Source organism: Hymenobacter cyanobacteriorum, assembly GCF_022631375.1.
GTDB classification, from domain to species: domain Bacteria; phylum Bacteroidota; class Bacteroidia; order Cytophagales; family Hymenobacteraceae; genus Hymenobacter; species Hymenobacter cyanobacteriorum.
This window is the reverse complement of record NZ_JALBGC010000007.1, coordinates 88715-101891: the sequence shown is the minus strand read 5'-3', so window position 1 is coordinate 101891 and position 13177 is coordinate 88715. Positions and strand designations below refer to the sequence as shown.

The 13177-nt window shown below is 60.1% G+C and carries 11 protein-coding genes and 1 tRNA gene; 5 read left to right on the top strand and 7 right to left on the bottom strand.

The features are described from left to right. Nucleotides 1-50 precede the first annotated feature (50 nt). Together MON38_RS21440 and mutS are read right to left on the bottom strand one after the other, a co-directional pair. Nucleotides 51-126, bottom strand: a tRNA-Gly gene (locus MON38_RS21440). Nucleotides 127-257: 131 nt separating this feature from the next. Continuing rightward, entirely contained in the window at nucleotides 258-2951 is a 2694-nt protein-coding gene (mutS, locus tag MON38_RS21435; protein ID WP_241938341.1) for a DNA mismatch repair protein MutS, read from the bottom strand. A 250-nt stretch (nucleotides 2952-3201) separates the two neighbouring features. On the opposite strand from mutS, the gene MON38_RS21430 reads away from it, so the two are divergent. Then, nucleotides 3202-3735, top strand: coding sequence for an RNA methyltransferase (locus MON38_RS21430; RefSeq protein WP_241938207.1), 534 nt, complete (start codon nucleotides 3202-3204; stop codon nucleotides 3733-3735). An 80-nt stretch (nucleotides 3736-3815) separates the two neighbouring features. Next, nucleotides 3816-4193, top strand: coding sequence for a hypothetical protein (locus MON38_RS21425; protein ID WP_241938206.1), 378 nt, complete (start codon nucleotides 3816-3818; stop codon nucleotides 4191-4193). A 128-nt stretch (nucleotides 4194-4321) separates the two neighbouring features. Here MON38_RS21425 and MON38_RS21420 read toward each other — a convergent pair whose 3' ends face one another. Both MON38_RS21420 and MON38_RS21415 read right to left on the bottom strand, forming a co-directional pair. Beyond that, nucleotides 4322-5095 carry a TerC family protein gene (locus MON38_RS21420; RefSeq protein ID WP_241938205.1) on the bottom strand — a complete coding sequence of 258 codons (774 nt, stop codon included), beginning with the start codon at nucleotides 5093-5095 and terminating at the stop codon, nucleotides 4322-4324. Between the two features lie 168 nt (nucleotides 5096-5263). Further along, nucleotides 5264-5755 (bottom strand): YajQ family cyclic di-GMP-binding protein, encoded by a 492-nt coding sequence (locus MON38_RS21415; RefSeq protein ID WP_241938204.1) that lies wholly within the window; start codon nucleotides 5753-5755, stop codon nucleotides 5264-5266. A gap of 103 nt (nucleotides 5756-5858) precedes the next feature. Between MON38_RS21415 and MON38_RS21410 the strand changes: the two genes are divergently transcribed. Next, nucleotides 5859-6317 (top strand): GNAT family N-acetyltransferase, encoded by a 459-nt coding sequence (locus MON38_RS21410; RefSeq protein ID WP_241938203.1) that lies wholly within the window; start codon nucleotides 5859-5861, stop codon nucleotides 6315-6317. Here MON38_RS21410 and MON38_RS21405 read toward each other — a convergent pair. Further along, the gene (locus MON38_RS21405; RefSeq protein ID WP_241938202.1) at nucleotides 6314-6619 is read right to left on the bottom strand and encodes an Mpo1-like protein; all 306 of its coding nucleotides are present in this window, start codon (nucleotides 6617-6619) and stop codon (nucleotides 6314-6316) included. The two genes, MON38_RS21410 and MON38_RS21405, sit on opposite strands and share 4 nt — an antisense overlap. Before the next feature lie 109 nt (nucleotides 6620-6728). On the opposite strand from MON38_RS21405, the gene MON38_RS21400 reads away from it, so the two are divergent. After that, on the top strand, nucleotides 6729-7208 hold the full coding sequence (locus MON38_RS21400) for a PaaI family thioesterase (protein WP_241938201.1): 480 nt from the start codon (nucleotides 6729-6731) through the stop codon (nucleotides 7206-7208). Between the two features lie 94 nt (nucleotides 7209-7302). Here the strand turns inward: MON38_RS21400 and MON38_RS21395 are convergent, their stop codons facing one another. Next, on the bottom strand, nucleotides 7303-8301 hold the full coding sequence (locus tag MON38_RS21395) for an NYN domain-containing protein (protein WP_338423800.1): 999 nt from the start codon (nucleotides 8299-8301) through the stop codon (nucleotides 7303-7305). A gap of 382 nt (nucleotides 8302-8683) precedes the next feature. Continuing rightward, nucleotides 8684-9427 (bottom strand): metal-dependent hydrolase, encoded by a 744-nt coding sequence (locus MON38_RS21390; RefSeq protein ID WP_241938199.1) that lies wholly within the window; start codon nucleotides 9425-9427, stop codon nucleotides 8684-8686. Nucleotides 9428-9646: 219 nt separating this feature from the next. Between MON38_RS21390 and mfd the strand changes: the two genes are divergently transcribed. Further along, entirely contained in the window at nucleotides 9647-13066 is a 3420-nt protein-coding gene (gene mfd / locus MON38_RS21385) for a transcription-repair coupling factor (RefSeq protein ID WP_241938198.1), read from the top strand. The last annotated feature ends 111 nt before the right edge of the window (nucleotides 13067-13177 follow it).

Sequence of the window (13177 nt, the reverse complement as noted above, 5' to 3'; positions counted from 1 at the left end):
AGGATAAAAACAAACAAAAAAGGCTGTCCGAAGACAGCCTTTTTAATTCTTGGAGCGGGAGACGAGGTTCGAACTCGCGACCTCGACCTTGGCAAGGTCGCGCTCTACCAACTGAGCTACTCTCGCAGGAGGTTCAGAACAAATTTCGTTGTGCTGAATGGTGCGACAAAGGTAGGGCGATTTTTTGGGGATGCAAGTGCCAGGTGTGGAAATTTTCATCCCAGAGGCCTTTCTGCTTCATTTTCAGCCCGAAAAATTTAACCTTTCCCTAACGTCAGCTTCAACTCGTTCAGCTTCATCAGCGCTTCAATAGGCGTAAGCGTGTTCACATCGAGGTTCTGCAGCAGCTCGCGGATGCGTTCCAACGCTGGGTCGGATGGCTCGAAGATGCTGAGCTGGGCGCGCGGCGCGGTGGCCACGGCCGCGGTGGCGCGGGGCTTGGGCTGGGCCGGCTCACGGGGCGGCGGTACGGCAATCCCGGCGCGGCTGCCGTTGCCATTCGGCTCGATGCCGGCCAGCACATCATCAAATTCCGTCGCTACACCATCCTCCACCCCGGCGCTGGTGCGCTCTACTTCGAGGTGGTGCATAATTTCATTGGCCCGCAGCACTACGCTGGTGGGCATGCCGGCCAGCCGCGCCACGTGGATGCCGAAGCTGTGCTCGGAGCCGCCGGGCTGCAGCTTGCGCAGGAACAGGATGCGGCCGTCGGCTTCCTTCACGGCCACGTTGTAGTTGCGCACGCGGGGGCAGTCGTCGGCCAGCTGGTTGAGCTCGTGGTAGTGGGTGGCGAAGAGGGTTTTGGCCCGGGCTTTGGGGTTGTTGTGCAAGTGCTCCACAATGGCCCAGGCGATGCTGATGCCGTCGTAGGTGCTGGTGCCGCGCCCGATTTCGTCCATCAGCACGAGGCTGCGGTCCGAGAGGTTATTCAGAATGGAGGCGGTTTCGGTCATCTCCACCATGAAGGTACTTTCGCCCTTGCTCAGGTTGTCGGAGGCACCCACGCGGGTGAAAATCTTGTCGATAATGCCCACGGTAGCGGCATCGGCGGGTACGAAGGAACCGATTTGAGCCAGCAGCACGATAAGGGCCGTCTGGCGCAGCAGGGCCGATTTGCCGGCCATGTTGGGGCCGGTTATCACCACAATCTGCTGGTCGTCCTGGTCGAGGCAGATGTCGTTGGGGATGTAGCTTTCGCCGGGCGGCAGTTGGCGCTCGATGACGGGATGGCGGCCGGCTTTGATATCGAGCAACGTCCCGTCGTTCACCACGGGCTGCACGTAGCGCTGCTGCCGGGCCGTGAGGGCGAAGCTGGCCAAGCAGTCCATCACGCCAATGGCGCGGGCGTTTTGCTGAATCTGAGGCACGAAATCGAGCGCGGCCAGCACAAGGTCGTTGTAGATGCGCTGCTCAATCACGAAGAGCTTTTCCTCCGCATTGAGGATTTTCTCCTCGTAGGTTTTCAGTTCCTCGGTTACGTAGCGCTCGGCGTTCACCAGCGTTTGCTTGCGAATCCACTCGGCGGGCACCTTGTCTTTGTGGGCGTTGGTGACTTCGAGGTAGTAGCCAAACACTTTGTTATAAGCCACTTTTAGTGACGAGATGCCGGTGTTGCGCTGCTCGCGCATCTGCAGCTGCAACAGAAAGTCTTTACCCGAAAAAGCCAGCGCCCGCAGCTCATCCAGCTCGGCATCAACGCCCGAATTCAGCACGCCGCCCTGGTTGGTGAGGATAGGCGCGTCGGGCTTGATTTTGGCGAAGATTTCCTGGCGCAGGTTGGCACAGGGGTTGAGCTGCTCGGCCAGTTTCACGAGAGCGCGCACGCCGGAGGCGGCCAGCCGCTCGCGCATGGGCGCGACGGCTTCGAGGGCGCGGGCGAGTTGGAGTAGCTCGCGCGGGTTCACGCGGCGCACGGCGACTTTGGAAATCAGGCGCTCCAGGTCGTTTATCTGACGCAAATGCTGGGTGAGGTCGCCGAGCAATTCCTCATCAGCCACCAGCGCAGCCACGGTATCGAGGCGGCGCTGAATCTGGCTTACCTCCTTCAGGGGCAGCACTATCCACTTGCGCAGCAGGCGGGCGCCCATGGGCGTCAGGGTCTGGTCGAGCACGTCGATGAGGGGCACGCCGCCGGGGTGCTGGGCCTGCACCAGTTCCAGGTTGCGCACCGTGAAGCGGTCGAGCCACACGTACTTGTCCTCCTCCAGGCGGCCGAGGCTGGCGATGTGCTGGATGTCGGTGTGCTTGGTTTCGGCGAGGTAGTGCAGGATGCAGCCGGCCGCAATGACTCCTTCCTTCAGGTTATCGACGCCGAAGCCTTTGAGCGAGGTGGTGCGGAAGTGGCGCGTGAGGGTATCGTGGGCGTAGTCGGCCCCGAAAACCCAGTCGTCCAGCGCGTAGGTGCAGTAGTCGGGGCCGAAGTGCAGTTCGAACTCGCCCCGGCTTTTCTTGCAAAACAGCACTTCGGCGGGGCTGAAATTCTGCATCAGCTTGCCCAGGTAATCGAGCGTGCCCTGCGCGGCCAGGAATTCGCCGGTGCTGATATCGAGGAAGGAAATACCAGCCTCCGTTTTACCGAAATGAATGGCGGCGAGGTAGTTATTCGAGCGGCGTTCGAGCACGTTGTCGTGCATGCTCACGCCGGGCGTCACCAGTTCGGTGATGCCACGCTTGACGAGGCCCTTGGCCTCCTTGGGGTTTTCGAGCTGGTCGCAGATGGCCACGCGCTGTCCGGCGCGCACCAGCTTAGGCAGGTAGTTGTCGAGCGAATGGTGCGGGAAGCCGGCCAGCGCCACTTCGCTGCTGCTGCCTGCGCCGCGCTTGGTAAGGGTGATGTCGAGAATGCGGCTGGCCGTGACGGCATCTTCGCCGAACGTCTCGTAAAAATCGCCCACCCGAAACAGCAGCACCGCGCCCGGATGCTGCTGCTTGAGCTGGTAGTACTGCTTCATCAGCGGCGTTTCACTCACGGCCGGGATGGGCACGGTGAAGTGGTCGGGGCCGACGGATTTGATAACGAATTCTTTTTTGGGTGCAGGCAAGGCAACGGCGCGCGACCTTTGCAGGGCGCGGCTTTTTGATGTGAACAAGGAAAAGGCGGCAGCTTCCGCAGCAGCGGAGGCGGCTTGACGAAACGCATCAAACCCGCCGGCCACCCTATTTTAAACCGACAAAGCGAACCGCAAAGTTCGCGCTATTTCCATGCGAAAACTCACAATGGCCGAGCTGAACCGGGCCTCGGTCGATGACTTCAAAAGTACGCCCAAAAGCCCCGTGGTTTTGGTGCTCGACAACGTGCGCAGCATGCACAACGTGGGGGCGATATTCCGCACCGCCGACGCGTTTGCGCTCGAAAAAATCTACCTCTGCGGCTACACGCCGCGCCCGCCGCACCGCGAAATCACCAAAACCGCGCTGGGCAGCGAGGAATCGATGGCCTGGGAATATGCCGCCGAAACTGTGGCCGCCGTGACCGCCCTCAAAGCCGCCGGCTACCAGGTGGCCGCCGTGGAGCAAACCACCGGTAGCGTGCTGCTGCCGCAGTTTCGGCCCGAGCCGGGCCGGCCGCTGGCCCTGGTGATGGGCAACGAGGTGTTCGGTGTCGAAGACGCCGTGCTGGCGCTGTGCGACGTGGCCGTGGAAATCCCGCAGTTCGGCACCAAGCACTCGCTCAATGTGGGCGTAGCCGCCGGCGTGGTGCTCTGGGATGCGCTGGTGAAGCTGGGCGTGGTGTAGCCGACGCGCAACCATTGGCAGGCGCGCCGGTTTCCCTGCTTTCGCCCGCCATGCCCGTTTCTGTATTTCCTCGGCCCGATGTGGCTCTACTCGCTCTGCGCCCCGTCATCGCCGCCGAAATTACTGATGCGGACGGCACCGTCGGGGCCTTCCTGCACACCACGCTACGCCCGGTGCTCAAGCTGCAAAACGACCTGCTGCTGGCCGTGGTGGCCGACTTCGTGCGCGACCACCACATCACCCTGCGCCCCACCGACCAGCACCACCAGCTAACCGAACTTCTGGGCCGCAACACCAAACTGCGCTATACCGTGGTGGGCCTGATAACAGGCGTTTTCACCGCCAACGAGTACGCCTTCTACCGTCAGCAGCGCGCTGAACTGAACCGCCGCCTGCTGGAAATGGCCTTACGTCGCGTGCTGGACCAGGCTGGGGCGGTAGTAGCCCTAGTGGCTTAAGCAGTCCTCCTTAGAACGTCATGCTGAGCTTGCCGAAGCATCTCTATCGCGCAACTAATTAATGTTAGTGTTGCGGTAGAGATGCTTCGGCAAGCTCAGCATGACGGTCTATTCTTTAACAACGAACCTTAGTCGTACTGCGAGTCGCGTAGCTGCACAGGCTTGCTCTTCGATTTCTTGCGCAGGCGCAGGTTCAGCAGCTCCACAATCAGCGAGAAGGCCATAGCAAAGTAGAGGTAGCCTTTTTCGACTTCCTTATGTGCAGCCTCCATCACCAGCATGAAGCCAATCATGATGAGGAACGACAGCGCCAGCATCTTGATGGTGGGGTTGTTGTTCACAAAATTGGCCACCACGCCGCTGAAGCTCAGCATAATGCCCATGGCGCAAATCACGGCTGCAATCATCACCAGCACGTTATCCACGAGGCCCACGGCGGTGAGGATGGAATCGAAGCTGAACACGATGTCAATCACCACGATTTGCAGGATGATGCTCATCATCGAAACGCCTTTGCCGCCCAGGCTTTCTTCCTCTTCCTCGCCCTGCAGCTTGGTGTGAATCTCGGTGGTGCTCTTGTACATCAGAAACAGGCCGCCGGCCAGCAGAATTAGGTCGCGCCCGGTGACGCCAAACGGCTGCGCCAGCCACGGAAACGGCAGGTTGAACAGCGCCGTGCGCAGCCCCACAATCCAGGAAATGCTCAGCAGCAGCCCGATGCGGAACAGCAGCGCCAGCAGCAGGCCAATGGTGCGGCCGCGCGCCTGCTGCTCCTTGGGCAGCCGGTTCACGACGATGGAGATGAAAATGATGTTGTCGATGCCCAGCACGATTTCCATGAACGTGAGGGTCAGCAGACTTATCCAGGTGGCGGGGTGAGCAAAGGCCGAAAAATCGTACAAGAGCAGGGATTTGAATGGGTGGACTGGTGGATTGTTGAATTGCTAAATGTGCAAATCAGGGGCTGATGAATCGGGAAATGGCATCGCGCATTACTGGCATGACCTGCATTTTTTAGCAAGTGCCCGTCTGCTGCAATTCAACCATTCCTCACTTCAACCATTCAACAACTAGCTTTTCATGTTCACGAACTGCAGCGGCAGGCCGATATCGGCCTTGCGCAGCACGGCAATAGCGGCCTGCAAATCGTCGATTTTCTTCGACGTCACGCGCACCTGGTCGTCCTGCATCTGGGCTTCCACCTTCACCTTGGCATCTTTGATGGCCTTGATGATTTTGCGGCCGAACTCCTTGTCGACGCCGGCGCGCACCTTGATGGTTTTCTTGATGAGTTGGCCGCTGGGCTGCTCCTCGGCCGTGAAATCGAGGCTGGTGCCGTCGATGCCCTGCTTCACCACGCGGCCGAGCAGGATGTCTTCGAGGGCCTTGATGCGCATCGAGTTTTCCGACGACAGCAGAATGGTGTTTTCCTTTTTGTTGAGCTCGATGCCGCCCTTGGTGTCGCGCAGGTCGTAGCGGGTCTGGAGTTCTTTTTGGGCCGTGTTTACCGCGTTTTCGAGGGTTTGCGGGTCAACTTTGCTCACGATGTCGAAGGATGCCATAGCGGGTGGGATGTAGTTTTGAGATGCTAAACCGGCGCTGGCCGGGCCGTAAAGGTAACAACCCACCCCGGCCTTGGTTGCGCTTTCGCTTCACGTTTCCCTCATGAATTCCACTCCCGCCATCCACGCGCCCCGCACGCCCGCCGAGTGGGCCGCCTACTACGCACTGCGCTACGCCGTGCTGCGCCAGCCCTGGCAGCAGCCCCCCGGCTCGGAGCGCGTGCCGGCCGACGATGAGCCCGGCACCATCCACGCCCTGCTGCTGGCCGAAGCTGCCGGAGCACCCGAAGCACTGGCTGTGGGCATGCTGCAACCCACCGGCCCCGGGCAGGGCCAGATTCGCTTCATGGCCGTGGCGCCCGAGGCGGCGGGCACCGGTGCAGGTCGGTGCGTGGTGGCTTATTTGGAGGAGCAGGCGCGGGCCGTGGGCATCCGCGAAATCGTGCTGCATTCGCGGGAGGCCGCTATGGGTTTCTACAAGAAGTTGGGTTATGCGGTGGTAGAGCCGTCGCACGTGCTGTTTGGCGTCATCCCGCATTTTCTGATGCAGAAGCAGCTTTAGAACTTTTCGCGGCCGCGCCACAGGTCGAAATACATGCGAAAATCGCCCAGCAGCGAATACCACGGATGCTGAAACGTGGCCGGCCGGTTGTGCTCCACGAAAAAGTGGCCCACCCAGGCAAAGCCGTAAGCCGCTACCACACCGGTTGCCAGCCAGTTCCAGTTGCCCGTGCGCAGCAGCATGGCCAGGCAGATGATGACCAGTGTGGTGCCGATGAAATGCAATACTCGCGTGCCCCGTCGGCTGTGCTCGCTGAGGTAGCGCGGATAAAACTCGGCAAACGTGAGCGGCTGCGTAGACATGGCGGCAATAAACAAGGTGAGAACGCAGCTTTTCGACCCGGGAAATGCCACCTCAGCAAATGAAGCAAATTTTCCGGCAAACTTGCCGCAGCAATTCCCGACCCCGCCCATGTCCGACCAAGCCCCTACCCTCCCCGACTTGGCCACGATGGTGGCCGCCTACAACCAGATGAACCACTACGGCCGCACCAACGGCATGGCGCTGGCGGTGAATGCCCCCGGCCAGGTGGAGTACCGCATGGTTATCCGCGACGAGCACCTCTCCTCGCCCAACACCTCCCACGGCGGCGTGCTCGCCGGCCTGATGGATTCGGCCCTGGGCGCGGCGGCCCTCTCGCTGGCCTTCACCAAAATGGAGTTGGTGTCCACCGTCGAATTCAAGATGAACTACCTGCATTCCGTGCATCTGCACGACGAGCTGGTGGCGCGCGGCGTGGTCGACCACGGCGGCAACTCACTGGTGGTGAGCAGCTGCGTGGTATACCGTGTGAAGGAAGGCCACGACGACGTGGCCGTAGCCCGCGGCCTGGGCACCTTCAACCGCTACCCAGCCTCTAAGCGCGACTTTGCACAGTTGCTAATGGGGTGAAATTGAGGTAAAAGCTGAGAGTTAAAAGTGAAAAAGGCCCGCCTGACGATTCAGGCGGGCCTTTTTCACTTTTAACTCTCAACTTTTAACTTTCTTACAGCTCGACCGACGAGTGCACGCCCACGGGCTCGTATTCGTCTTCGCCATCGGTCATTTGCGGGGCGGGCACTTTGCGCACGTTGCGGGCGCAGTCCTCGTCGCGGTGGTTGCGGCCCACCGTGAACTCCACCCAGTCGCCTTCGCGCAGGTCGTTGAAGTCGCCCTCGGTCAGGTCGGCGTAGCTGAAGAACAGGTTGTTCGGGGGCATTACCACGAAGCCAAAGCCGTTTTTCAGGTTCTTGATGGTGCTCATGCCGAGCGTGCCCACGGGGCCGGCGGCGGTGGGGCCGGTGGGGCGGGCCAGCTTGGGCGCGGCAGCGGTGCTGGGCGCGAATGCGGCCGGCTCGGCCTGGTTCACAAACAGCGCTTCCACCACTTCGTCCTGCTGCTGCAGGCCGCGGTCAATCACGTCGTGCATGGCCACGGGGTAAGTTACCTGCTCCAGCAGCTGCTGCGAGGCGCGCGTGACGCGGGTTTCACCCTTGAAATCTTCGTATTTGAAATCCCAGTTCAGCAGCATCACGCGGGTGCCCACGGTGTTGAGCTTGCGGATGAGGGGCACGTAGTCGGAGTCGCCGGCGATGAGCACGACCACGTCGAGGGTTTTGTGCAGGGCCAGCTCGAGGGCTTCGAGGCTCAGCCACACGTCGATGCCTTTTTCCTGCAGGCGGCCGTCGCGGGTTTTCAGGGCCATGTAGTGCGTTTGCACGCCCAGGTTCATCAGAATGTCGTCGAGCAGGCGGTCGTGGAACAGGCGGTCCTTATCGCGGGCTTCGGTGGCCGAGAGGCGGCCCCGGAAGAAGTGGGCATCGGTGATACGTGCCAGGCGCACGTCCACGTCTTCTTCTTCGGCTACCTGGTGGCGGATGTATTCGTGGAGACCTTCGAGGCTGATACGGGCTTTGCGCTCGTGCTGGAAATAATAATAGTCGCTAATTTTTAAGAAATAGTTGCCGTCATAAAAGACACCAACCCGAATCAAAGGGCTGTTCATCTGGTTCATGGTAATGGAGTTGCGTAAAGTTAGAGAAGTGTTTTGAGTGGGATGTAGAGTGATTAATGACGGTAGAAACACCGGCCTGAACCCTGGCAAATCTGCCAGCCGGTGATGAGGATAGAGCGGAAACGGGACATAACGAGAGCCCGGCACAACTGCCTGAAACAGGCAATTACGACACCGAATGCTCAGAAAATGAGATTTTAAAGGGGCCGGGCCGGCGGTAACGATTGAAATCGCAGCATAACAACCTGAATCAATACCAACACAGTCCTATTTTAACAGCATATCTGCTGCGAAGCTAGTGTTCTTAGTTGACTTATGCAATAGTGCAAGGTTGCGATATAGGCCCGCCAGCCGCACTACGCGGCCCCCACGGCTACACCAGGTGCATGGAGCCCACCACCAGCCCCAGCACCAGCAGCGCGTAGCCCACGCAAATGCCCACTTCCATCACGTTGCCGCTGGCCGAGCCCGTGCTGATAAGCGGCACCTTAAAGGAGAATTCCGAGATGGGCAGAAACCACCGTACGCCCGATTTGGTGAGGGTATCGGCTACGAGGTGCGAGGCGTAGCCGGTGCCGGCGTAGAGGGCCACGCCGCGCCAGCCGAGGTGCTGGTCGGCGAGGTGGCCTATATAGGTCCAGAGTGCGGTGGCCCAGATGGTGTGCGTCCAGGAACGGTGCGAGGTAAAAGGAGCCAGCGCAACGAAAGTACCCAATAAGCTCAGCCACAGCTGCTCGGTGTAGAGGCCCGCCACCACCGTGCCCAATCCCGTGAACAGCAGCGCCAGCCGCCGCGCCGAGCCGCCCTGCATGCCCACGCCAATGAGGCCGAAGGCCAGCGCCGCCGTGTAATAGAGGCGTTGCTCGGAGCCGGGGGCCCGCTGAAAGTAGGCGAAGGCCGCCAGCGCCAGCGCTCCGGCGGCAAAAGCCCAGCGCACGTAGTTTTGGCTGAAGCCCAGGCGCTTGCTGAGGCGGCTTTCGGGGTGGTCGAGGTCGGGGGCGAGGCTGGAGAAGCCAGCCAGCGCGATGCCGGCCAGCGAGAACGGAATGCCCGGGGCCAGCCCGGCCACGGCCACGCCGGTGATGAGGCCAATGGCCAGATGAGAAGAGCCGCGCATGTTCTAGTTTTCAGTTGTTCGTTGTCAGTTGTTCGTTGGTTCTGCTAGCCAACACTGGGCCTGACAACAGACAACCAACAACCGACAACTCATTTGCCCCGCGAAGCTACCGCCGACCCCGAAGAAACCTTCGCTGCCCCTGGCGTGTATTTAGCCCGCTGCCCGACCGGAAATCCTTCCGGCCGGGCTACTTCATTTGTCCCTCTAGCCTGATTCTTTGTGCAAGTAGCTGACTTTCTCCGCCTCTATCGTCTATCGCCCGAGCTGCAGGTGCTGGCTTCACGCCTGCGCGAAGCCGCCAAGCCCAACCCCGGCGGCCTGCGCCTGCACCTGCGCGGTCTGGTGGGTAGCCAGGATGCCGTGGTGGCTGCAGCGGTGGCCCACGCCCAGCACCCGCACGTGTTCATCATGCACGACAAGGACGAGGCCGCGTATTTCCTGGCCGACTTGCAGCACCTGCTGCCCGAGGGGCCGGAGGTGCTGCTGTTTCCGAGCTCGTATAAGCGGCCCTACCAGTTTGATGAGACGGAGAATGCCAACGTGCTGATGCGCGCCGAGGCCCTGAACCGCATCAATACCACGCGGGCGGCCAGCACCGGCAACAGCGTGTTCATCGTGACTTACCCGGAGGCGCTGACGGAGAAGGTGATTAATCGCCAGAGTCTGGTTAAAAACACCTTCAATGCGAAAGTGGGCGACAAGCTGGACGTGAATTTCCTGGGCGAACTGCTGGGCGAATACGATTTTGAGAAAACGGATTTCGTGTACGAGGCGGGGCAATACGCGGTGCGCGGCGGTATTGTGGACGTGTTCAGCTACGCGAATGAATTGCCGTTTCGCCTCGAATTATTCGGCGATGAAATTGAGAGTATTCGGACGTTTAATCCGGAGACACAATTGTCGGTAGACCCGCGGCCGAGCATCAGCATTATCCCGAACGTGCAGACCAAGATGCTGACCGAAACCCGGGAGGCTTTCTTCGAATTTCTGCCCCGCACGGCCTGTATTTGGGCAAAAGACGTGCGCCAGACGCTGGACGTGGTGACGGAATTATTCGAAAAAGCCGAAGCTAATTTTCAGCAGATGCTGAGCGAAAGCGGCGGCATGCAAATCGTGAGCAAGCCCGGCGATTTATTTGAATCGGGCAAGAATTTCAAGAAGCTGCTCGATGAATTTGCAGTGGTGGAATTCGGCAAGCGCTTTCACTTCAAAAACGCCGATACGTTTCAATTCACCGCCAAGCCGCAGCCGAGTTTCAACAAAGAATTCGAGCGCATGGTGAAGAATATCAAGGAAAACCAGCTGCGGAATTTCGTCACGATAATTACCGCCGATACCGTGCGCCAGGCCGACCGGCTGCGGACGATATTTGACGAATTAGATAACAACGTGCAATTCCAGCACTTGCTATTGGCGCTGCGCGAAGGCTATGTGGATGAGCAGCTTGAGTTGGCGGTTTACACCGACCACCAGCTATTCGAGCGCTATTACCGGGCGCAGGAAGCGCGCAAATTCTCGAAGAAAAAAGCGCTGACTTTGCGCGAGTTGAAAACGCTGCAACCCGGCGACTATGTGACGCATCAGGACTACGGCATCGCGCGGTTTGCGGGGCTGACGCAGGTGGAGATAAACGGGCAGATTCAGGAAGCCATTCGGTTGGTTTATCGGGATGACGACTTGCTGACGGTGAGCATTCACTCGCTGCACAAGATTGCCAAGTACAGCGGCGCGGAGGGTTCGCCGCCCACGATGAGCAAGCTGGGCTCGCCGGAGTGGGAGAACAAGAAGAAGTCGGTAAAGAAGAAGGTGAAGGATATTGCAGCCGACCTTATTCGCCTGTACGCCAAGCGGAAGACCGCGCCGGGGTTTGCCTTTTCGGTAGATGGTTTTTTGCAGGCGGAGCTGGAATCGAGCTTCATTTACGAGGATACGCCCGACCAGGCCAAGGCCACCGAGGACGTGAAACAGGACATGCAGCAGCCTCATCCGATGGACCGGCTGGTCTGCGGCGACGTGGGCTTTGGCAAGACGGAAGTGGCCATTCGGGCCGCCTTCAAGGCCGTGGCCGATGGCAAGCAGGCGGCCGTGCTGGTGCCCACCACCATCCTGGCAATGCAGCACTACAAGACCTTCCGCGACCGGCTGGCTACGCTGCCGGTGACGGTGGAGTACATCAACCGCTTCAAATCGACTAAGCAGATTAAGGAGACGCTGCAGCGCGTGGCGGAGGGCAAAACCGATATTCTGATTGGCACGCACCGGCTTACCAATAAAGACATTAAGTTCAAGGACCTGGGCATTCTGATTATTGACGAGGAGCAGAAATTCGGCGTCAAGACCAAGGACAAGCTCAAGGAACTGAAGGTGAACGTGGACACGCTCACGCTCTCGGCCACGCCGATTCCGCGCACGCTGCACTTCTCACTGATGGGCGCGCGCGATTTGAGCGTGATTGCCACGCCGCCACCCAACCGCCAGCCGGTGAACACGGAGCTGCACGTGTATGACGAGATTCTGATTCGCGACGCGGTGGCGCGGGAATTGAAGCGTGGCGGGCAGGTGTTTTTCGTGCACAACCGCGTGAAGGACATTGAGGAAATGGCCGGCACGATTCTGCGGCTGGTGCCGGATGCGAAAATCACCTTCGCCCACGGGCAGATGGACGGCGAGATGCTGGAAAAGCGCATGATGAAATTCGTGGAGGGCGAGTACGACGTGCTGGTTTCGACCAACATCATTGAGTCCGGCCTCGACATCCCCAACGCCAACACCATCATCATCAACCGCGCCCACCTGGCCGGCCTGAGCGACCTGCACCAGATGCGCGGCCGCGTGGGCCGCTCCAACCGCAAGGCCTATTGCTACCTGCTCACGCCACCGGTGGCCCAGCTGCCCGCTGATGCACGCAAGCGCCTGAGCACACTGGAGGAGTTTTCGGACTTGGGCGCGGGCTTTAATGTGGCCATGCGCGACCTCGATATTCGCGGCGCGGGCAATTTGCTGGGCGGCGAGCAGTCGGGCTTTATTAACGACCTGGGCTACGAAACCTACCACCAGATTCTGGATGAGGCGGTGACGGAACTCAAGGAAACCGAATTCCGCGACCTGTTTCTGGGCGATGCCAACTCGCAACAGCGCCTGCAGTTGGCAGCCGGCGCGGGCCGCGTGCAGGAGTGCAACGTGGAGACGGACCAGCAGGTGCTCATCCCCGAGAAATACGTGAGCAACGTGTCGGAGCGCCTGCAGCTCTACGCCAAGCTCGACCGCGCCCAGAAGCCGGAGGAGCTGCGCAAGCTGCTGGCCAGCATGGTCGACCGCTTCGGTCCCCTGCCGCCCGAGGTGGAGCAGCTGGCCGACATCGTGCGGCTGCGCTGGCAGGCCTGCAAGGTGGGCTTCCACAAAATCACGCTCAAGCGCGACACGCTGAAAGGCTACCTGCCCGCCGACGACGACCACAAGGCCTACTTCCAGGGCGAGCAGTTCGGCACCATCCTCAACTACGTGCAGACGCACCCGCGCACGGCCAAGCTGAAGGAGCACAAGGCGCAACTGATTGTGACGTTTGAGGAAGTGCGCTCCATTCAGCAGGCCAAGCGGGTGCTGAGCGAGCTGGGCAGCGAAGAAGTTGTGGTGGCGTAGCGCGGAACGATAATAGAACGACTGTAGAGACGCGACACTTCGCGTCTCGGCGTTGAACGACCGGAGCCACGCAGGTTAATAACATGAGCAAACTAAGTTCAGCGAAGCCAA

Coding starts and splice junctions, on each gene's coding strand:
- mutS (WP_241938341.1), bottom strand. CDS start 2,951: ATGAAGCAGTACTACCAGCTCAAGCAGCAGCATCCGGGCGCGGTGCTG.
- MON38_RS21430 (WP_241938207.1), top strand. CDS start 3,202: ATGCGAAAACTCACAATGGCCGAGCTGAACCGGGCCTCGGTCGATGAC.
- MON38_RS21415 (WP_241938204.1), bottom strand. CDS start 5,755: ATGGCATCCTTCGACATCGTGAGCAAAGTTGACCCGCAAACCCTCGAA.
- MON38_RS21410 (WP_241938203.1), top strand. CDS start 5,859: ATGAATTCCACTCCCGCCATCCACGCGCCCCGCACGCCCGCCGAGTGG.
- MON38_RS21405 (WP_241938202.1), bottom strand. CDS start 6,619: ATGTCTACGCAGCCGCTCACGTTTGCCGAGTTTTATCCGCGCTACCTC.
- MON38_RS21400 (WP_241938201.1), top strand. CDS start 6,729: ATGTCCGACCAAGCCCCTACCCTCCCCGACTTGGCCACGATGGTGGCC.
- MON38_RS21395 (WP_338423800.1), bottom strand. CDS start 8,301: ATGAACAGCCCTTTGATTCGGGTTGGTGTCTTTTATGACGGCAACTAT.
- MON38_RS21390 (WP_241938199.1), bottom strand. CDS start 9,427: ATGCGCGGCTCTTCTCATCTGGCCATTGGCCTCATCACCGGCGTGGCC.